Below are 19,138 nucleotides of genomic sequence, written 5' to 3' on the forward strand. Positions count from 1 at the left end.
AAATTGTTCAAAACTTTGACAGGTTATCGCCTATTCATCTTATCGAACGCAAGTAGGGCTGCACATCGAGCCGCTCGGGCACGTCCATCAGGGCGTCCATTTCCAGCGGCAACGCGTCGGCCTCGACGACCTCATAGTTCTGATCGCTGGCGAAAAGGGACTTTAGGACCAGTGCGTTAAGCCCATGGCCACCCTTGTAGGACCTGAACCGCCCATAGATCGGCGTTCCGGCAAGCGCCAGATCGCCCACCGCATCGAGTAGCTTGTGGCGCACGAATTCGTCGTGAAACCGCAAGCCGTCCGGATTGGCGATCTTGTCGGCCTCGATGGCGATGGAATTTTCAAGGCTGGAGCCCAGCGCGTAGCCCGCCTGGCGCAGCACCTTGGCCTGCGCGACGAAGCCGAATGTGCGGGCGCTCGCCACATCGTCATGAAACTTGCGCGGCGACCAGTCGAAGATCATCCGCTGGCGTCCGATAACCTTGCTGTCGAAATCGATCTCGACGTCGAAACACCGTCCGTTATAGGGCTCGAGCATCGCAAAGGCATCGTTGTCGCGCACCGTGACGGTGCGCAGGATACGCAGGAATTTCTTGCGCTGCGGCTGCACCGTCATGCCCGCATCGAGCAGTTCTTCGACAAAAGGCCGCGCGCTGCCGTCGAGGATGGGGCATTCCTCGCCCTCGACGGTGATCAGCGCATTGTCGATCCCCAACCCGCTCAGCGCCGCGAGCACGTGCTCGACCGTCGCCACATGCACCGAATTTCCCAGATCGATAACCGTGCAAAGCGATGTCCGGCTCACCCGCGAATAATCGATCCGAAGTGGCTCGGTCCGTGTGCCGTTCTCAAGCTTGCGGGCCAGCATATAGCCGGAATCGATGGCTCCAGGCTCAATTATGAGCCGCGACGGTCTGCCATTGTGAACACCGATGCCTGCAAATTCGACGGGCCGGGTCAGCGTGCTTTGGCGCACGACATTGCTCTTCATAAATACTCCGACGGCATGTTCAGCCAACTGGCCCGTTCTGAAGGGTTTCCGGCAAAAGCAGGCGCCACTTTTGCAATTCGGAAATGCGATAAATCAAACGGTCCAGCCTTACTAATGAAAAACGGTCCGGCGGAAAAGCCTCGCCGGACCGTTTTTCAGAATGAACCTTGTTTTTGGCTTAACCGTGACGTTTCAGGAAAGCCGGAATTTCAAGTTGTTCCTTGGGTTGCGTGCGGACAGTCGGCGCGCGGCCATGCGCATCGAGCTGGCCCGCCGCCCCTTCCGGAGCGCGCGCCGCCGGGCGGGACGAAGCCGCTTCGATGGCCGAACGGGCCGCAGCATCCTCGAACCGGGGCTGGGTTTCGCGATCAAGTTCCTGCTCGGCTTCCCCGCCAATGCTCAATCCGACATTGGAAGCCAGCCTGCGGAACAGGGCGCGCGCATTGCGCGGTTCCTCGCCACGGGGCTGCTCCATCTGCTGGCGGGCGACCGGCGGCATGTCTTCTGCGCGCGGGACGCGGCGCTGGAGCACTGGACGCTCGGCACCCGAAGGCACATAGGGCCTGGGTGCGGGCACGTCCTGGGCACGCGGGGTTTCCCCGACCGGCTGGGGCGCGCGGGCGGTCGGCACGTAGGGCTCGATCGTTACGCCTTCGTCCTGGCTCGCATCCTCGACAAACGCCTTGGCATCCTTTTCGTGCTGGATGGCCTGCGCCACCGCCGCCTCAAACTGGTCATCGCTCATATGCGCAGCAACCGTCGGCTCGGCTTCAGCCGCCTCGGGCCTAGCCGCAGCTTCCGGGCGCTTGGCATGCAAGGGCTGGCGCGATGCGTTGGGCTTTACCGGGTCGAGCGCCTGGACCATCAGCGCATCCGTGCCGGTCGCAACGACCGAGACACGAATCTTGCCTTCCAGACCGTCATCGAACGTTGCGCCCAGAATGATATTGGCATCCGAATCCACTTCCTCGCGGATGCGGGACGCGGCCTCGTCGACCTCATAGAGCGTCATATCCTTGCCGCCCGTGATCGAGATGAGCAGCCCGCGGGCGCCCTGCATCGAAACATCATCGAGCAGCGGATTGGCGATTGCCGCCTCTGCGGCATGTCGCGCGCGCTCCTCGCCCTCGGCCTCGCCGGTCCCCATCATCGCCTTGCCCATACCGCGCATCACGGCGCGCACGTCGGCGAAGTCGAGGTTGATGAGCCCTTCCTTGACCATCAGGTCGGTGACGCACGCAACGCCCGAATAGAGCACCTCGTCGGCCATCGCGAAAGCGTCGGCAAACGTCGTCTTCTCATTGGCGACGCGGAAAAGGTTCTGGTTGGGAATGACGATCAGCGTATCGACATGGCGATGCAGTTCGTCGATCCCGTCATCGGCCAGCTTCATCCGGCGATTGCCTTCAAACTGGAACGGCTTGGTGACGACGCCGACGGTCAGTATGCCCTGCTCGCGCGCGGCGCGCGCGACCACCGGGGCAGCGCCCGTGCCCGTGCCGCCGCCCATCCCAGCGGTGATAAACACCATGTGCGAGCCCGACAGATGGTCGTTGAGTTCGTCAAAGCTTTCTTCCGCCGCCGCGCGCCCGACTTCCGGATGCGACCCCGCACCCAGCCCTTCAGTCACGCCAACGCCAAGCTGGATCACTCTTTGCGCACGGGAAAGCGCAAGTGCCTGAGCGTCCGTATTGGCCACAACGAACTCGACCCCCTCGAGCCCGCTGTTAATCATGTTGTTCACGGCATTGCCGCCCGCACCACCGACGCCAAAGACGGTGATTCTCGGCTTAAGTTCTTGAATTCCCGGAATCTGGAGGTTGATAGTCATCTCTGGCCCCATAGTGGCTGTATGCCCAAGGTGTACCCTTCCAATCGTTAACCGGACCCTAACAAAGCCGCCGAATTCGTTAACTTTCGTGCAATTTGAGAGAGCGCGCCGGTTGACGGTCACTTTTGATTAAGCATGGGCGGGCTGGCACAATGGGCTGACATGAAATACCGGGGGATTTCCATGGACAGGCTGTTGGAGCGCATGCGGCGAAACCCGAAAGGCGACTGGACCATCGAGGATGTTGCAAGGCTGTGCAGGCAATACGGCGCCCACTGCGCCCCTCCCCGCTCGGGCGGCTCGCATTACAAGGTGGCCCATCCTGCAGTCACCGAGATACTGACCGTGCCTTTCAAAAGGCCGATCAAGCCCGTATATATCCGGAAACTGGTCCTGCTGGTGGATGCGGTGAGGAAGTTGCAATGACGCACCTGCAATATCCCGTGATTATCTCCCCGCTGCCTTCCGATGAGGGAGGCGGCTTCATTGCGACCGTGCCCGATCTTCCCGGTTGCATGAGCGATGGCGCAACGCCCGAGGAAGCCCTGGCCAACGTGCAGGATGCCATTGCGGTATGGATCGAGGCCGCCCGGGACATGGGCCGCAATGTGCCTTCCCCATCCCGTTCGGCGCTGTTTGCCTGACCCTTATACAAACCCCGATTTCAGCCAGTTCCCCACACGGGCGAAATACCCGTCCGAGCCGGTGAGTTTGCGTGACGCCTTGGGCCGCACATATTCCTTCCCGCACACCTGCGGATAGACCAGCATCCCCGCCACCGCCGAGAACGCGGGGCCGCGCGCCCGTTCGGGCAGGCCGGAAATCCCCAGGGGACGCCCGTTGCGCACATTGCGCGCCAGCATGCGGCGCGCCAGTTCGGGCAGGCCGGTCAACTCGGATGCCCCCCCGGTCAGCACCAGCCGCCGCCCGGAAATATCCATCATGCCCGTCGCCTGCATGCGATCGCGGATGGCATCGAGCACTTCCTCGACACGCGGGCGGATGATCCGCGTCAGCGTCTCGCGCGAGACCGAATTGGGCGCCTCGTGCGAACTCGCTCCGATCGGCATCACGGTGATGACGTCCGCCTCGTCCCCCTGCCCCGAAAGGCACGAGCCATAAAGCGTCTTGAGGCGCTCCGCATCCGCAACGCTCACCGAAAGCTGGCGCGCGATGTCGAGCGTGATGTGATGCCCGCCGATGGCCAGCGCGTCGGCATAGACCAGATGCCCCTCGGCAAACACCGAAACCGAAGTCGTCGCTCCGCCCATGTCGATGCACGCCACGCCAAGTTCCGCCTCGTCGTCCACCAGCGACGCCAGCCCCGAAGCATAAGGCGTCGCCATCAGCGCCTCGACCTCGAGATGGCAGCGGTTGAGCGCCAGTTCGATATTACGCATAGCCAGCGTTTCCGCCGAAATGACCGCGACATCGATCCCCAGCGTATCCCCGACCATGCCGCGCGGGTCGCGCACGCCCTTCTGCCCGTCCAGCGCATAGCCGATGGGCAGCGCGTGGATGATCGAGCGCTCGTCGCGCACCGAGCGCTGGTTGACCGCGATCAGCACCCGCGAAATGTCCGAGGCCTCCGCCTCGTGCCCATCGAGCGACACACTGGCCGAAAACGTCTCCGAGCCCAGCCGCCCGGCCGTCACGTTGACGATCACCGACTGCACGGTGATCCCTGCCGCGCGCTCGGCCATCCCCACCACCGAACGGATCGCCTGCTCGGCCTTTTCGAGATCGGTCACGACTCCGCTCTTGACCCCCACCGAGGGCCCATAGCCGAAACCGATAATCTCGGCCTTGTGGGTGCGGCCCCTCAGCGCCTTGCCCTCGGACTGCGGCACCAGCCGCGCGATGACGCAGCACATCTTGGTCGACCCGACATCGAGGACGGTCACAAGGCTTGAGCGTCCGGGCTGGACAGGCTTGAGCCGCGCGGTCATGGCATCGGTCATCATCTAGAACACTTCCCCTGCCACCGTATGCTTCCCCGGCGAAAGCCCGGGAAGCGAAGAAAAAGCCATCGAAGCTGGGTCCACCAACACCTCAAACATCCTAGCTCTCATCCCGCACGGTCGGGCGCACCGCCACATATTGCGGGATGCGCATATCGATGAGGTCCACATCGCGCGCCAGAAGCTGGTCCTCGCGATTGTAGCGGTCGAGCTTTCCGAGCGCCGTCACCACCCCCTGTTCGGGAAGCTGCACGCGAAGGCCGGAATAATAGATGAGGTCCCAGCGCCGGTCCGCGATCCGGCTCAGCGCGGCAAGGTCGGCGACAAGGTCGGGGTAGCGCTCCATCAGCCGGATCATGGCCAGCGCATCGTCCCCCGCCCCCTCGCCGATTACCAGCGTCAGGTCGCCATTCTCGAACCGCGCCGGCGCGATGGGCTCACCTTTTGCGTCGATCAGCATGGTCAGCCCATCGATCCGCCATCGCGCGACAGGCACTTTCTCGGTGATCGTGACGGTAATTGAATCGGGATAGACCTTGCGGATCGTCGCGGTCTCGACCGAGGGGATTTCCTCGATCCGCACCCGCGCCGCTTCCGCGTCATAGGCAAGGGTATTGGTGAAATTCTCGATCCCCAGCGCGCGCATCACGTCCGCCTCGCGGGTCAGCGCCTGCCCGGTGATCTCGATCTGGGCCACACCGAACCCGGCCTCGGCCACTTGCCCGGTCACCAGATGCCCGACAATGGTCGCGCCCTCGCCGATCTCATCGCGCAGCACATAGGCGACGAGCCCCGCCCCCACCAGCGCGACGAGAACGAGAACCTTGAGGACGAAGCCCCGGTGCAGGACCCACAGATTGGCGAGCCGCACCATCATCCCGCCACGGCGGCGGATGGGCACGGGCAGGCCGGCACGCACCGCAGGCGACCGGTCGCGGGAAATCGGGACAATCGGATCGATCGGTTTCAGACGCGGTCTGGCAGGTTTGGTAACTGGAAAAGGAGCGTCGGCGGAATACTCACGCCTTACCTGTTGCAACTCGCATCCTCCACAATCCAGCTCACCAGCTCATCGAACGAATGTCCTGCGTGCGCCGCCAGTTCTGGAACGAGGGAGGTCTGGGTCATGCCCGGCTGGGTGTTGAGTTCCAGACAGACAAGTTCGCCATCGTCTCCGCCGCGCGGGTCGTAGCGGAAGTCGGACCGCGTGACACCCCGGCAGCCAAGCGCGGCGTGCGCTTTGAGCGCCATTTTCTGAATTTTTTCGTAAATTTTTGGTGAAACTTGCGCCGGAAGGACGTGATTGCTCCCGCCCGCCTCATATTTCGCTTCATAATTGTAGAAGGCGAGGTCGGTGACGATCTCGGTCACCCCCAGCGCCACATCGCCCATCACCGCGCAAGTCAGTTCCCGCCCGGGGATGAACCGCTCGACCATCAGGTCTTCGTCGCCACTCCAGTCGGCGCGCAGGATCTCCTGCGGGGGATGCTCCTGGCCTTCCTTGACGATGAAGACATTGACGCTCGACCCGTCATTATAAGGCTTGACCACATAGGGCGGCGCCATCACGTGCTTGCGGGCGATCTCGTCACGACTGGCGATGACGTGATCGGTCACCGGCACGCCCGCCGCCTTGAACATCACCTTGGCCTGATGCTTGTCCATGGCGAGCGCCGAAGCCAGCACGCCCGAATGGGTATAGGGAATCCCGAGAATTTCCAGCATCCCCTGGATCGTCCCGTCCTCCCCGAACCGCCCATGCAGCGCATTGAACACCACGTCGGGCTTGAGGTCCTCGAGCACCCCCGCAATGTCGCGCGCCACATCGATCTCGGTCACCCGGTACCCCGAATTGCGCAACGCCTCGGCACACTCCTGCCCCGATGCAAGCGAAACCTCCCGCTCATGCGACCACCCGCCTTTAAGGAGTGCAACGTGCCTGGTCATTCGACTACCTTCTTCCATATTATCGACGCCTGAGAGCGTCTCTTAATTCCGCTGACCCAGGCGTTTGTCGTAGTCTCCGCAGCCCCCTCACCCCCAACCCCTCTCCCACGAGGGGAGAGGGGGCTCAAGAGCCGAAACATTCGCAGGGCTACCCCTTCTCCCCTTGCGGGAGAAGGTGGCCGGAGCGAAGCGGAGGTCGGATGAGGGGGCTGCGGTGCCTGCCAAAGCCCCCAAACCCTCACGCGCTGGCCTTGTCGAGCCTCAACACCTTTTCCAGTTCCCCCGGCAGCGCCGCTGCCCAGGCCGTGATGTTACCCGCGCCGAGGCAGACCACGTAGTCGCCCGCCGCGACCCGCCCAGCCAATAGCGGCGCAAGCTCTTCGGGGCCTGCGATCGCCCGCGCGTCCCGGTGCCCGAGCGCGCGGATGCGATCCACGAGTTCGGCATTGGTCACGCCTTCAAGCGGTGCCTCGCCCGCCGCATAGACCGGCGCGACCAGCACCGTATCCGCGTCGTAAAAGCAGGCCGAAAATTCGTCGAACAGATCACGCAGGCGCGAATAGCGATGCGGCTGCACCACCGCGATCACGTCGCGCCGCGCCGATTGCCGCGCCGCGCGCAGCACCGAGGAAATCTCCACCGGATGGTGCCCGTAATCGTCGATCACCGTCACTCCGTCGACGACCCCCGTACAGGTGAACCGCCGCTTGACCCCGCCGAACCCCTTGAGCCCGGCGCGGATATCGTCCGCCGAAATGCCGAGTTGGTCGGCCACCGCAATCGCCGCCGTCGCATTGAGGATATTGTGCAGCCCCGGCATCGGCAACTCCAGCCGCTCGATCATCCGCTCTTCGCCCGTCACCCGGTCGCGGATGACGACGGAGAACCGCGACGTGCCGTTCTGGCCTTCCACATCCACCAGCCGCACATCGGCCTGCTGGTTCTGCCCATAGGTGATGACGCGCCGGTCCTCGACCTCGCCGACCAGCGCCTGAACCGTGGGGTGATCGAGGCACATCACGGCGAAACCATAGAACGGCACGTTGTCCACGAATTGCCGGAACGCCTTTTTGACCCCGTCGAAATCCTTGTAATGGTCGAGGTGCTCGGGATCGATATTGGTGATGACCGCCACATCGGCGGGCAGCTTGATGAAGGTGCCGTCGCTCTCGTCGGCCTCGACCACCATCCAGTCGCCCTGCCCCAGCCGCGCATTGGTGCCATAGGCGTTGATGATGCCGCCATTGATGACCGTGGGGTCGAACCGGCCCGCATCGAGCAACGCAGCAACCATCGAGGTCGTCGTCGTCTTGCCATGGGTGCCCCCGATGGCGACGCAATTCTTGAACCGCATGATCTCGGCCAGCATTTCCGCCCGGCGCACGACAGGCAGCCCCCGCGCCCGCGCCTCGGCCAGTTCGGGGTTGTCCTTCCTGATCGCCGAGGAAATGACCACCACCGCCGCATCGGCGAGGTTTTCGGCCCTTTGGCCGATCTCCACATGAATGCCCATGGCTTGCAAACGCTGCACGTTGGGGTTGATCGCCATGTCCGAGCCGCGCACCGTATAGCCCTGCGTGTGCAGCACTTCGGCGATCCCGCTCATGCCGATCCCGCCGATGCCGACGAAATGGACGGGCCCGATGGCGGTAGGCATCTTTGTGTTCATGAGGTCCCCTTTGCGGCTTGTTCGGCGAGGTCTGCGAGCCGCGATACCGCGTCGGGCATGCCGATGGCTTTGGCGCTCTGGGCGGCGGTGGCAAGCCGCTCCGGCGCACTCAACAAATCGTGAAGCTGGGTCGCAAGAGATTGCGGTGAAAGCGTGGCCTGGTCGGCCAGCCACGCGCCCCCTGATTTTTCGACAAACAGCGCGTTGGCGCGCTGGTCCTGATCGAGCGATCCGGGCAGCGGCACGAGGATCGCCGGACGCCCGATGACCGTCAGTTCCGCCACCGTCGAGGCCCCCGCCCGCCCGATCACGAGATGGCTCCGGGCGATCCGCTCGGGCAAATCCTCAAAGAACGCGGCTAGCTCGACATTGACCCGCGCGGCCCGATAGCGGTCCGTCACGCGCTCCAAGTCTTCCTCGCGCGCCTGCTGGGTCACCACCAGCCGCCGCCGCAAGGGCTCGTCGATCAACGCGATCGCCTCGGGGACGAGATCGGAAAACACCCGCGCGCCCTGGCTCCCTCCGAACACCAGCAGCCGCACCTCGCCCCTGGGGTCGATCGGTGTATAGGGCGTATCGGCCGCCGAGATCACCCGGTCGCGCACCGGATTGCCCGTCACGACCTTTTTCAACCGATAGCGCTGCGCATGCTCGGTCTCGGCAAAGCTCATCGCCAGCATGTCGGCAAACCGCGCCAGCGCGCGATTGGCCCGGCCCAGCACCGCATTCTGCTCATGGAGCACCCCGGGCACGCCCAGCAGGGATGCGGCAAGAAAGGGCGGAAAGCACGGATAGCCCCCGAACCCCACCACCGCATCGGGGTCGATCCTGCGCAATATGCCCCAGGCCCTTGAAACCCCGCCCATGATGGTCAGCCCGGCCTTCAGGAACTTTACCGGGTTGCGGATCGAGGGCGTCGCGGCGGGCACCACATGGATTTCGCGCGCCGGGAAGGCTCCGCCATACCGGGTCACGCGCTTGTCGGTCACAAGGTGAATTTCGTGGCCCCGGCGATTGAGTTCCTGGGCCAGCGCCAGCGCGGGAAACAGATGCCCCCCCGTGCCGCCGGCCATCAATGCGAATTTGCTCATGGCTCTTCTTTGCTGAGCGCGCTGCGGATAGGCAAGCCCGTCGCAAAGGTTTCCTCCGGTTTCCGCCGCGTCAGGGCGAGAAGCATCCCCATGGTCAGCCCCACCGCAACCATCGAGGTGCCGCCATAGGAAACGAACGGCAGCGTCATGCCCTTGGGCGGGATGAGGTTGAGGTTCACCGTCAGGTTGATCGCCGACTGCACCCCGAACAGTACCGCCAGCGCGCTCGCGCCGAGCCGGTTGAAAAGGCTCTGCTGCTGTTGCGCCAGCACCAGTGCGCGCAGGACGATGAACGCGATCAGCCCCACCAGCACGAGCGAAAAGAGAATCCCGAATTCCGACGCCCCCGCCGCGAAGACGAAGTCCGCATGGGCGTCCGGCAGATAGCGCTTGGCGATCCCCTCGCCCGGCCCCTTGCCAAACCACCCGCCCTCCAGAAGCGATTCGAGCGCCCGGTCGGCCTGATAGTTGTCTCCGGTTTCCGGATTGATGAAGGCATCGATACGTCGCGCGACGTGCGGGAAGAACAGATACGCCATCCCGCCCAGTATCGCCGACAGCCCGCCCAGCACCGCGATCACCCACCACGAAATGCCTGAAAGAAACAGCAACGCCCCGTAGGTCGCCAACACCAGCGCCGTCTGCCCTACGTCCGGCTGCAACAGCAAAAGCGCCACAATGGTCGTCACCAGCACCAGCGCCAGGATATGCCCCGGCACGTCCCTGCGCTTCATCTGCTCGCTGATCAGCCAGGCCGAAATGATGGCAAAGCCGGGCTTGACGAATTCGGAAGGCTGCACCGACTGCCCCATGATATGCAGCCACCGGGTCGCGCCCTTGATCTCGGCGCCGTAGCGCAAGGTCAGCGCCAGCATCACGGTAAAGACCACCAGCGTTGCGAGTGAAAACACCCGCACCCACCGGGCGTTGAGCATCGAAATGCCAACCATCACCATCAGCCCCGCCCCAGCGAACAGGATATGGCGCTGGGTGAAGTGCCACGAGCCATATCCCAGCCGCTCGGCCACTGACGGGCTCGCCGCAAAGCTGAGCAAAACCCCAAAGACCAGCAGCGCGACCAGCGAAAACAAAAGTTCACGGTCGACCGTCCACCACCACTCGGCGATGGGCGTCTTGCGTTCACGGGAAAACCAGGCGTTGATCGCGGCCAAGGCGGGATACTCCGGCACTACTCTTGCAGAATGCAACAAATAGCACCCAACTGGTTACCATTTCGCAACCATGCGGGAGGGCGAATAGCGAATAGGAAGTAGCGAATGGAAACCATTCGTCATTCCCTATTCGCCCTCTACCTGAGTTTGAGCGAACTCAGCCCGATCAGCGCCAGCACCATCGCGATGATCCAGAAGCGGATGACGATCTGGCTTTCCGTCCAGCCCAGATGCTCGAAATGGTGATGGATGGGCGCCATCTTGAAGACGCGCTTGCCGGTCAGCCGGAACGACACCACCTGCACGATCACCGAAACCGCTTCGAGCACGAACAGCCCGCCGATGATCGCCATGACGATCTCGTGCTTGGTGGCGACCGCGATGGTCCCCAGCGCGCCGCCCAGCGATAGCGAGCCCGTATCGCCCATGATGATCTGGGCGGGCGGCGCGTTGAACCACAAAAAGCCCAGCCCAGCCCCGATCAGCGCCCCGCAGACGATCGCCAACTCCCCCGTGCCGGGCACGAAGTTGATGAACAGATAATCGGAATAGACCTGGTTGCCGACCAGATAGGCGATCAACCCGAACGCCGCCGCCGCGATCATCACTGGCACGATGGCGAGCCCGTCCAGCCCGTCGGTCAGATTGACCGAATTGCCCGCCCCCACGATAACGAACGCCCCGAAGACGAAAAAGAAGATGCCGAGGTCGAGCGCGAGGTCCTTGACGAACGGAAACAGCACCGATGTGCCATAAGGCTCCCCCGTCTGCCCCGCGATCATCAGGCACGCCACCACCGCGATGACCGTCTCGATGGCCAGCCGTGCCTTGCCGCCGAACCCCTTGTGGTTCTGGTGCTTGACCTTGAGATAGTCGTCGTAGAACCCCACCAGCCCGAAGCCGGTGGTCACCAGCAGCACCGCCCACACATAGACGTTGGAAAGGTCGGCCCACAAAAGGATCGACACCAGCGCGCCCGACAGGATCATCAGCCCGCCCATGGTGGGCTTGCCCTTCTTGTTGACCAGATGGCTCGCCGGACCATCCTCACGGATCGGCTGGCCCTTGCCCTGCCTTATGCGCAGCGCCGCGACCATGCCGGGACCGAACAGGAACACAAAGAACAGCGCGGTGATGATCGCCCCGCCGGTTCTGAACGAGAGGTAGCGGAAGACGTTGAACGCGGTGATCGTCTCTGCGAACTGCTGGAGGAAATAGAGCATCTGGCCTGCCGACTCTTATTGGCCGAAGCGGCTGCGAATCTCGCCCGCAAGGGCACCCAGCCGGAGTGAATTCGATCCTTTGATCATAATCAGGTCCCCATAGGCAAGGCCGCCCGCGATGCGTTGGAAAATTTCCTCGGCCACTGTTGCATGTCCCGCAACCAGTCCTTCGGGCAACAGCCCGGCCAGCGCCTCCATATGTGCGCCCGCCAGCCACACCGCATCGGGCGCGGCGGCAAGGATCGCGGGAACGAGCGCGCGGTGCAGTTCATCCGCCCCGGCGCCCAGCTCCCGCATGTCGCCCAGCACCAGCACCCGCCTTCCGCCCTGCGCCTTCATCTGCCCGAACACATCGAGCGCCGCGCGCATCGAGGCGGGATTGGCGTTATAGCTTTCATCCACCAGCACCAGCGGGTTGGGCTCGGGCCCCAGCCGATAGGCAAGCCCCCTTCCCTCGGGCGCTCCGTGCCGCGCCAGCACCGAAATCGCCACCTCCACCGGCACCCCGGCCTCCCGCGCCGCCAGCAAGGCGCCCGCACCATTGGCCAGCGTATGCCTGCCCGGCGTCGCGACCTTCAGCTCGACATCGAGGCCATTGCCAGAAAGCCGCGCACCACCCCCTTCGGCGCTGCCGCGATATCCTTCCAGCCGCACATCGGCCTGCGCGTCGAACCCATAGGTAACGGCATCCACCCCGGCGCTGCGGGCATGGTCGCGCAGCCGCCCGATATTGGGATGATCCGCCCCGAGGATAACCTGCCCACCCGGCTCCAGCCCGGCGAGAATTTCCGCCTTGGCATCGGCAATTGCCGCCTCGGAAGCGAAAAACTCAAGATGGGCCGGCGCAACCGTCGTAATCACCGCCACATGCGGCCGCACCAGTTGGGAAAGCGGCGTGATCTCGCCCGCCGCGCTCATGCCGATCTCGAACACTCCATATTCGGCATCGGCGGGCATCCGCGCCACCATCAGCGGCACGCCCCAATGGTTGTTGAAACTCCTGATCGACGCGTGCGTGCGCCCATGCGCCGCCATGACCGCCCTGATCGCCTCCTTGACCGAGGTCTTGCCCACACTCCCCGTCACCGCCACGACCCGTGCCTTGGACCGCTCGCGCGAAAACCGCGCCAGCCCATAAAGCCCTTCCAGCGCATCCCGCACGACGATCAGCGGCAACCCCTCAAGTCCTTCGGCTCTCTCCGCACTCACCATCGCCGCCACCGCCCCGGCCTCGATGGCCCCGGCGACAAAATCATGCCCATCGAAATTCTCCCCCCGGATCGCAACGAACAGCGCACCCGGCGCGATCTCGCGGGAATCTATGGAAATGGAAGAAACGGCGTCGGCGGCAACGTTCAGCGCTTCACCACCAGTGGCGGCGATGATTTCGGCAATGGAATAGAGCGGGGTCATGGGTTTGGCGTTTGCGTCCGGCTTTGCTCTGGACCCCGGTAATAAATACCGGGGTGACGTGGCGACCGTGGTAGACTCTCACAAAAAAAACTATTGTCATTCCGGCATTTATTGCCGGAATCCAGCGCGGTATCCCCGCAATCGCAAGAGCATGCCGTTTCCCTCAAAAGCCAGAACCACCCCTATTCCCCAAAAGCCTCCAACACCACCTCGTGATCCGAGAAGTGATGTCTGGTCTTACCCACGATCTGATAGTCCTCATGCCCCTTCCCGGCCACGAGCACCACGTCGTGATCCCCCATTTCGGCAATCGCGTGGCCGATGGCTTCGGCACGGTCGGCGATCTCGGTCGCTCCCGGCACCGCCGCAAGGATCTGCGCGCGGATGGTCTCGGCCTTCTCGGTCCTGGGGTTGTCATCGGTGACGATCACGGTATCGGCCAGCGCCCCGGCGATTTTGCCCATTTCCGGGCGCTTGCCCTTGTCGCGATCCCCGCCACAGCCGAAAACCACCGTCAGCCTGCCCTTGGCAAAGGGTCTCAGCGATTCCAGCGCGTTCTCCAGCGCATCCGGCGTGTGCGCGTAATCGACGAACACCGCCCGTCCGCCCCTCTGCGCCACCATTTCGAGCCGTCCCTTGGCGCCTTTCAGATGTTCCAGTGCGGCAATAGCGGTCTTGTTGTCCACCCCGGTCGCCGTGGCGAGCCCTGCGGCCACCACCGCATTGTCCACCTGGAAGCGCCCCACCAGCGGGAGCAGGAACTCTATCGGCTCGCCCACCAGTTTGCCCTTGACCCGCTGGCCGAACCCTTCGCTCACAACGCTTTCCACATCGATATGCGCGCCGCCCTCGCCCACGGTGAAAACCGTTGCGCCCTTGTCGAGCGCCGCGAACATGAAGGGCAGGCCCTCTTCGCTCCCCGCATCCACCACCGCCGTCGCCTTGCCGGTGATCAGTTCGCGGAACAGCCTGAGCTTGGCGTCGCGATAGTTCTCGATGGTCTGGTGATAATCGAGATGGTCGCGCGAAAGGTTGGTAAAGGCCACCGCCCTGAACTTCACCCCGTCCAGCCGCCGCTGGTCGATCCCGTGGCTCGACGCCTCGATCGCCACGTGCTCGATCCCTTCGGCCTTGAGTTCGGCCAGCGTGCGATGCAGCGTCAAGGGGTCCGGCGTCGTCAACTCGCCCGGCACGTGCCGGCCTCCCGCCATCACGCCCAGCGTCCCCACGCTCGCCCCCTTTATCCCCGCATAGGTCCAGATCTGGCGCAGGAAGGAGACGACCGAGGTCTTCCCGTTGGTGCCCGTTACCGCAACGCAGTTTTTGGGCTGCTGCCCGGCGACCAGGGCGGCCGCCTTGGCATAGGCCGCCCGCACATCCTTTACGAGCACCACCGGGATGCCCGGATCGGTCTTCGGGGCCTTGTCGGTCACCAGCACAGATGCCCCCCGGCCCGCCGCGTCGCGCGAATAGACGTTGCCGTGCCCGCGCGCGCCGGGCAGCGCAAAGAACGCCTCGTCCGCTCCGATCAGCCGGCTGTCGGCATTGATACCTTCAACATCGAGCGCTGGCACCGGACCGGCATGCGTCACCCCCTCGATCAGTTTTGAAAGCGCGTAAGGCAAGATCATAGGTCCTCGGAACGAAGTTCGGGCGGCACGAGCCCTGCATCAAGAGATGGATCGGAATTGGGCTGGATGCCAAGCATGGGTGCGACCCGCGTCACGACCCTGGCCGAAACCTGCCCCGCATTCCAGCCCGCCGTGCGGCCCGTCTGGGCGTTTTCCGGCTGCGGCTCGTCGACCAGGATGACCATGGCATAGCGCGGATCGTCGAGCGGAAACGCCGAAGCAAAAAAGTTCGTGACCTTGGCGCTCGAATAGCGGCCATCGATGACCTTCTCGGCCGTACCCGTCTTGCCACCCCAGCGATAGCCGGCGGCGATCCTGTTTCCGGTGCTGCCCGACCCCACGACGCCGTTGAGCCGCATCAGATAGCGGACATAGGCGCTGGTTCGCCCCGAGATCACCGGGGTCGAAAGCGCCATCGCCTCCTCTTCACTGCGCGCAAACAGCGTCGCGGGCATCAGGTATCCGCCATTGACCAGCGCTGCGTGCGCCGTCAGCATTTGCAGCGGGGTGACGCTCAGCCCGTGCCCGAACGAGGCGGTCGCCGCCCCCACTTCGGAAAAGGTGGGCGGGATCGCAGAGGCCGTACGTTCGGGCAGTTCGATCTGTGGCATCCCCTCCAGGCCCATCCGCGTGATGAAAGCGCGGAAGTTTTCCTTCCCCATCGCCTGCATGATGCGGATGGTGCCGATATTGGACGAGTGACGGTAAACCTCGGGCACGGTCAGTATCCTGTACTGTCCGCGATAATCGGAAATCGAAAACCGTCCGAACCGCATGTCGAACCGCGCATCGACCCTGTCGGTGATCGTGACCGCCCCGGATTCCAACGCCCCTGCGATCGTGATGGTCTTGAAGGTAGAACCGGGCTCAAACTTGCCCGCCGTCATGCGGTTGAACCGCCCTTCTTCAAGGATGGTCGCAGGGTTGTTGGGATCGAAATCGGGCAGCGAGACCATGGCGACGATCTCCCCGGTCCGCACATCCATGATGGCGCCCGCCGCCGCCACCGCCTGATAGCGCGTCAGCGCATCGGTCAATTCTGAATAAAGCGCGTGCTGCACCCGCAGGTCGATCGACAGGTTCACCGGCGTCATCGCATTGCCGCGCGCCAGTCCCAGTTCCTGGAGCAGCGCAAGATTGTCGTCGTCGAGGTGCTTTTCGATCCCCGCGATCCCGACATTGTCCACATTGACCGCGCCCATTACATGGGCGGCGACCGACCCGCCGGGATAGAACCGCTTGCTTTCGACAAGGAAGTCGAGCCCCGGAATCCCCAGTTGCATGATGCGGTCCTGCTGAGCGGGCGTCAGTTCCCGCGCCACCCACACGAACCCCCTGTCCCCGGTCAGCCGCTGCACCAGCCACTTGCGGTCGATATTGGGCAGCACCGTCCGGATCGCGTCCGCCGCCTCCTCGACATCGATGATCCGGCGCGGTTCGGCAAACAGCGACGGCACCCTGATGTCCACCGCCATCTCGATCCCGTTGCGGTCGAGGATCGGCGGCCGCGATGCCGTGATCGCATCGCGCGCCCGCCCCTCGATAGTCGTGTCGACCTCGACATTGGCCAGCGTCACCAGCCGCGCGCCCATGACGGCAAAGACGATCGCAACGAACGCCATCGCCCAGCGGATGCGCCGTTGCGTCAGGTTCCCCCGCGCCTTGCGCGAGCCTTCGATCGAAATGGTTGGCCCGGTGCTGGAAACAGCGCTCACAACATGTCCTCCAGCAATGCCCCGATCGGATCCTCGCCTGCTTCGATCGCCTCGAACAGCGCATCGAGCGATTCGGTATCGAGCCGCATCTGCGGCCGCATCGGCAGATCATCGAACGAACCGAACTGACTGGCCGCCGCGATCTGCAAATTCAGCGCCTCGCTGTGCCGGTCGACGATCGGCTGGATATGGGTGGGCTGGTTGAGATAGGCCCAGTCGGCCTTGAGAATGGAAAGATCGGCCTGTTGGTCGGCAATCCTGTTCTCCAGCACCCGAATCTCACTCGCCGTCCGCTCCGCCAGATGCTTCTGCCCATAAACCCCCACCAACGCCACGGCGGCGACGATGGCAAGGCAGATATTGAGCCTGTAGAGGAAGGCGTTCATCGCAAGAAACCCCCACCCCTAACCCCTCCCCTCAAGGGGGAGGGGGACTGTTTCGTGCTCGCCGCCAACACATGCCAAAGCCACGGAAAGGATTCCCCTCCCCCTTGAGGGGAGGGGTTAGGGGTGGGGGTAGCCCAAGCCAACAGCTTCCCCAAAAGCCCAACCACAAACCCGAAAAGCACCCTCCCCTTGATGGGGAGGGCTGGGGAGGGGTGAAGCCACAAGCACATATTCATCGCGCCGCCCCCCTGAACCCCGGCACGCCAAGCCCGGCCACGCTCACTGCCCGCGCCGCCGTACCCGTCCGCACCGCGCTCCTCAAGGTCGCCGACCGCGCGCGCGGATTTTTCGCCAGTTCCGCCTCGCCAGCCTTGATCGGCTTGCGTACGGGCGCCCACCGCGCTTCCGATTTCTGCGCCATCGGCATGTGCCTGCTCTGCGTGCCCGCTGCCTTGTCGGCGTCGAAAAACCGTTTGACGATCCGGTCCTCGAGCGAATGGAACGTCACAACCGCCAGCCGCCCGCCCTCGCCCAAAAGCCTTTCGGCGGCGAACAGCCCCTCCACCAGTTCATCGAACTCGCGGTTGACCGCGATGCGCAACGCCTGGAACGTCCGCGTCGCCGGATGTGGCCCGCCCGGCCTGCGTCCGATGGTCTTTTCAATGAGATCCGCCAGCGCTTTCGTATCGGTGATGGGCGCATCGGCCCGCACCGAAACGATGGCCTTTGCAATGCGCCGCGAGGCGCGCTCCTCGCCATAGGCGAAAATGAGATTGGCCAGCGCCGTCTCGTCGAGCGTATTGACCAGATCGGCAGCGCTTTCCCCTTCCATGCTCATGCGCATGTCGAGCGGCCCCGCCCGCATGAAGGAAAACCCGCGCTCGCTCTGGTCGAGCTGCATCGAGCTGACGCCGATATCGAGCACCACGCCATCAACCGGCCCGTCCCCGGCCAGTTCATCGAGCTCGGCAAACCGCCCGGCGACAAACCCGAATCTTTGCGGGTAATCTTCCGAAAGCGCGGCCACGAACGGCGCAACGCTCGGGTCGCGATCGATCCCCACCACCCGCGCACCCGCGTCCAGCAGCGCACGCGAATACCCCCCGGCCCCGAACGTGCCATCGACCACGCACGCGTCCGCCAGAGCGCGGTCAGAAAAAGTTGCAGACTTTTTCGGTTCGACCGCGCGACCAGGCATGGGTCGCGGCGCCAGCGCATCGAGCACCTCGGTCAACAACACCGGATCATGGGGGGAAAACGCTTCGCCCATCAGGTCAAACTCTAGCCCGCGGCCCCTGCAAATCACGCAACAACAAGGCGGCATTGCGCCACTTTGAAACTCATTGCACGGCAGGCTTTAAGATTCTGTTTCCCAAACGGGTTCGGACGCCACGCTAATCCGGCGCGGTTTCCCAATCTTCGACGGCAAGACCGTTGATGCGGGAAAATTCACGCATGTTGCGGGAAATGAGCCTCAGTGACCGCGCCATCGCTTGCCCTGCGATCAGCACGTCATAGGGTCCTACCGGCATGCCGGCCGACGCAAGTTGAGCCCGGATTTGCCCGGCAACACGCGCATCTTCAGCATCAAAATCGACAGTCTCGAACCGCAAGGCTTCGACACGTTCGAGATTGGCGTCGAGGCGCCGGCTTTTATAAGCTCCATAATAGAGTTCATGCATGACAATGGAGGACACACCGAACGCATCCGGACGATGCGCCTTGATCCGGGCGACAAGGACAGAATTGCCTTTGAGAAGTGCAATGATCGCGTTGGTATCGAGCAGATATTTCACTCGAAAACATCCAGGTCCGGGCGATCCTGTTCGGCGGGAATTTCAGTCGCCGCCTGCTCAAAATCATCATCCACAGACCCGGTCACACCATCGAGCCATAGCCAATCACTCGCGATCGGCTCCAGTACGATCGACTTGCCACGGCGGCGAATACGCACCTCATCGCCATCGAAACGAAATGCTTTGGGCAAGCGGACCGCCTGCGACCGGCCTGACCAGAAAATTTTTGCTGTTTCCACGACAGGTCACCTTGTGAGATATGCCAAATATATATAGCATATTGTGCCTAATAAACAACGTAGAAAAGCGCAA

18 protein-coding genes are annotated in these 19,138 nt (G+C 63.5%); 2 read left to right on the top strand and 16 right to left on the bottom strand.

Going from position 1 to position 19,138, the window contains the following annotated elements; translation table 11 throughout:
- Positions 1-34 precede the first annotated feature (34 nt).
- Together lpxC and ftsZ are read right to left on the bottom strand one after the other, a co-directional pair.
- Positions 35-991, bottom strand: coding sequence for a UDP-3-O-acyl-N-acetylglucosamine deacetylase (gene lpxC / locus DQG18_RS09065; RefSeq protein ID WP_116653941.1), 957 nt, complete (start codon positions 989-991; stop codon positions 35-37).
- Positions 992-1,169: 178 nt separating this feature from the next.
- On the bottom strand, positions 1,170-2,822 hold the full coding sequence (gene ftsZ, locus DQG18_RS09070; protein WP_116653942.1) for a cell division protein FtsZ: 1,653 nt from the start codon (positions 2,820-2,822) through the stop codon (positions 1,170-1,172).
- A 183-nt stretch (positions 2,823-3,005) separates the two neighbouring features.
- On the opposite strand from ftsZ, the gene DQG18_RS09075 reads away from it, so the two are divergent.
- Together DQG18_RS09075 and DQG18_RS09080 are read left to right on the top strand one after the other, a co-directional pair.
- Positions 3,006-3,248, top strand: a complete 243-nt coding sequence (locus DQG18_RS09075; RefSeq protein WP_116654033.1) for a type II toxin-antitoxin system HicA family toxin — start codon at positions 3,006-3,008, stop codon at positions 3,246-3,248.
- The gene (locus tag DQG18_RS09080; RefSeq protein ID WP_116653943.1) at positions 3,245-3,466 is read left to right on the top strand and encodes a type II toxin-antitoxin system HicB family antitoxin; all 222 of its coding nucleotides are present in this window, start codon (positions 3,245-3,247) and stop codon (positions 3,464-3,466) included. The genes DQG18_RS09075 and DQG18_RS09080 overlap by 4 nt, the downstream gene beginning before the upstream one ends.
- A 3-nt stretch (positions 3,467-3,469) precedes the next feature.
- Here DQG18_RS09080 and ftsA read toward each other — a convergent pair whose 3' ends face one another.
- The 14 genes from ftsA to DQG18_RS09150 all read right to left on the bottom strand — a co-directional run bounded on the left by ftsA (position 3,470) and on the right by DQG18_RS09150 (position 19,065).
- Positions 3,470-4,786 (bottom strand): cell division protein FtsA, encoded by a 1,317-nt coding sequence (gene ftsA, locus DQG18_RS09085; RefSeq protein WP_116653944.1) that lies wholly within the window; start codon positions 4,784-4,786, stop codon positions 3,470-3,472.
- Positions 4,787-4,883: 97 nt separating this feature from the next.
- Entirely contained in the window at positions 4,884-5,702 is an 819-nt protein-coding gene (locus DQG18_RS09090) for a cell division protein FtsQ/DivIB (RefSeq protein WP_116653945.1), read from the bottom strand.
- A gap of 107 nt (positions 5,703-5,809) precedes the next feature.
- Positions 5,810-6,730 carry a D-alanine--D-alanine ligase gene (locus DQG18_RS09095; RefSeq protein WP_116653946.1) on the bottom strand — a complete coding sequence of 307 codons (921 nt, stop codon included), beginning with the start codon at positions 6,728-6,730 and terminating at the stop codon, positions 5,810-5,812.
- Between the two features lie 238 nt (positions 6,731-6,968).
- Positions 6,969-8,399: a UDP-N-acetylmuramate--L-alanine ligase gene (murC, locus tag DQG18_RS09100; protein ID WP_116653947.1), complete on the bottom strand. Its 1,431-nt coding sequence runs from the start codon at positions 8,397-8,399 to the stop codon at positions 6,969-6,971.
- Positions 8,396-9,490 carry an undecaprenyldiphospho-muramoylpentapeptide beta-N-acetylglucosaminyltransferase gene (gene murG, locus DQG18_RS09105; RefSeq protein WP_116653948.1) on the bottom strand — a complete coding sequence of 365 codons (1,095 nt, stop codon included), beginning with the start codon at positions 9,488-9,490 and terminating at the stop codon, positions 8,396-8,398. Before murG ends, murC begins: the two co-directional genes overlap by 4 nt.
- A complete protein-coding gene (locus DQG18_RS09110) occupies positions 9,487-10,662 on the bottom strand; it encodes an FtsW/RodA/SpoVE family cell cycle protein (RefSeq protein ID WP_116653949.1) in 1,176 nt (391 codons plus the stop codon). The genes murG and DQG18_RS09110 overlap by 4 nt, the downstream gene beginning before the upstream one ends.
- 137 nt (positions 10,663-10,799) lie before the next feature.
- A complete protein-coding gene (gene mraY / locus DQG18_RS09115; RefSeq protein WP_116653950.1) occupies positions 10,800-11,885 on the bottom strand; it encodes a phospho-N-acetylmuramoyl-pentapeptide-transferase in 1,086 nt (361 codons plus the stop codon).
- A 15-nt stretch (positions 11,886-11,900) separates the two neighbouring features.
- On the bottom strand, positions 11,901-13,298 hold the full coding sequence (locus DQG18_RS09120; RefSeq protein WP_116653951.1) for a UDP-N-acetylmuramoyl-tripeptide--D-alanyl-D-alanine ligase: 1,398 nt from the start codon (positions 13,296-13,298) through the stop codon (positions 11,901-11,903).
- Positions 13,299-13,480: 182 nt separating this feature from the next.
- Positions 13,481-14,929, bottom strand: coding sequence for a UDP-N-acetylmuramoyl-L-alanyl-D-glutamate--2,6-diaminopimelate ligase (locus tag DQG18_RS09125; RefSeq protein WP_198669717.1), 1,449 nt, complete (start codon positions 14,927-14,929; stop codon positions 13,481-13,483).
- Positions 14,926-16,644: a peptidoglycan D,D-transpeptidase FtsI family protein gene (locus DQG18_RS09130; RefSeq protein ID WP_245958417.1), complete on the bottom strand. Its 1,719-nt coding sequence runs from the start codon at positions 16,642-16,644 to the stop codon at positions 14,926-14,928. The genes DQG18_RS09125 and DQG18_RS09130 overlap by 4 nt, the downstream gene beginning before the upstream one ends.
- The gene (ftsL, locus tag DQG18_RS09135) at positions 16,641-17,030 is read right to left on the bottom strand and encodes a cell division protein FtsL (protein ID WP_116653952.1); all 390 of its coding nucleotides are present in this window, start codon (positions 17,028-17,030) and stop codon (positions 16,641-16,643) included. The genes DQG18_RS09130 and ftsL overlap by 4 nt, the downstream gene beginning before the upstream one ends.
- Before the next feature lie 232 nt (positions 17,031-17,262).
- Complete coding sequence (rsmH, locus tag DQG18_RS09140; protein ID WP_116653953.1) at positions 17,263-18,300, bottom strand: 16S rRNA (cytosine(1402)-N(4))-methyltransferase RsmH; 1,038 nt, start codon at positions 18,298-18,300, stop codon at positions 17,263-17,265.
- Between the two features lie 124 nt (positions 18,301-18,424).
- Complete coding sequence (locus DQG18_RS09145) at positions 18,425-18,826, bottom strand: type II toxin-antitoxin system VapC family toxin (protein WP_116653954.1); 402 nt, start codon at positions 18,824-18,826, stop codon at positions 18,425-18,427.
- Positions 18,823-19,065, bottom strand: a complete 243-nt coding sequence (locus DQG18_RS09150; RefSeq protein WP_116653955.1) for an antitoxin — start codon at positions 19,063-19,065, stop codon at positions 18,823-18,825. Before DQG18_RS09150 ends, DQG18_RS09145 begins: the two co-directional genes overlap by 4 nt.
- Positions 19,066-19,138 lie beyond the last annotated feature (73 nt).

Source organism: Pelagibacterium sediminicola, assembly GCF_003390885.1.
In the GTDB taxonomy this organism is placed as follows: domain Bacteria; phylum Pseudomonadota; class Alphaproteobacteria; order Rhizobiales; family Devosiaceae; genus Pelagibacterium; species Pelagibacterium sediminicola.

Excerpts from the sequence above, each read along its gene's own strand:
- rsmH (WP_116653953.1), bottom strand. The coding sequence starts at position 18,300 with ATGGGCGAAGCGTTTTCCCCCCATGATCCGGTGTTGTTGACCGAGGTG.
- murC (WP_116653947.1), bottom strand. The coding sequence starts at position 8,399 with ATGAACACAAAGATGCCTACCGCCATCGGGCCCGTCCATTTCGTCGGC.
- ftsA (WP_116653944.1), bottom strand. The coding sequence starts at position 4,786 with ATGATGACCGATGCCATGACCGCGCGGCTCAAGCCTGTCCAGCCCGGA.
- ftsL (WP_116653952.1), bottom strand. The coding sequence starts at position 17,030 with ATGAACGCCTTCCTCTACAGGCTCAATATCTGCCTTGCCATCGTCGCC.
- DQG18_RS09125 (WP_198669717.1), bottom strand. The coding sequence starts at position 14,929 with ATGATCTTGCCTTACGCGCTTTCAAAACTGATCGAGGGGGTGACGCAT.
- DQG18_RS09095 (WP_116653946.1), bottom strand. The coding sequence starts at position 6,730 with ATGACCAGGCACGTTGCACTCCTTAAAGGCGGGTGGTCGCATGAGCGG.
- DQG18_RS09120 (WP_116653951.1), bottom strand. The coding sequence starts at position 13,298 with ATGACCCCGCTCTATTCCATTGCCGAAATCATCGCCGCCACTGGTGGT.
- mraY (WP_116653950.1), bottom strand. The coding sequence starts at position 11,885 with ATGCTCTATTTCCTCCAGCAGTTCGCAGAGACGATCACCGCGTTCAAC.
- murG (WP_116653948.1), bottom strand. The coding sequence starts at position 9,490 with ATGAGCAAATTCGCATTGATGGCCGGCGGCACGGGGGGGCATCTGTTT.
- DQG18_RS09075 (WP_116654033.1), top strand. The coding sequence starts at position 3,006 with ATGGACAGGCTGTTGGAGCGCATGCGGCGAAACCCGAAAGGCGACTGG.
- DQG18_RS09080 (WP_116653943.1), top strand. The coding sequence starts at position 3,245 with ATGACGCACCTGCAATATCCCGTGATTATCTCCCCGCTGCCTTCCGAT.
- lpxC (WP_116653941.1), bottom strand. The coding sequence starts at position 991 with ATGAAGAGCAATGTCGTGCGCCAAAGCACGCTGACCCGGCCCGTCGAA.
- ftsZ (WP_116653942.1), bottom strand. The coding sequence starts at position 2,822 with ATGACTATCAACCTCCAGATTCCGGGAATTCAAGAACTTAAGCCGAGA.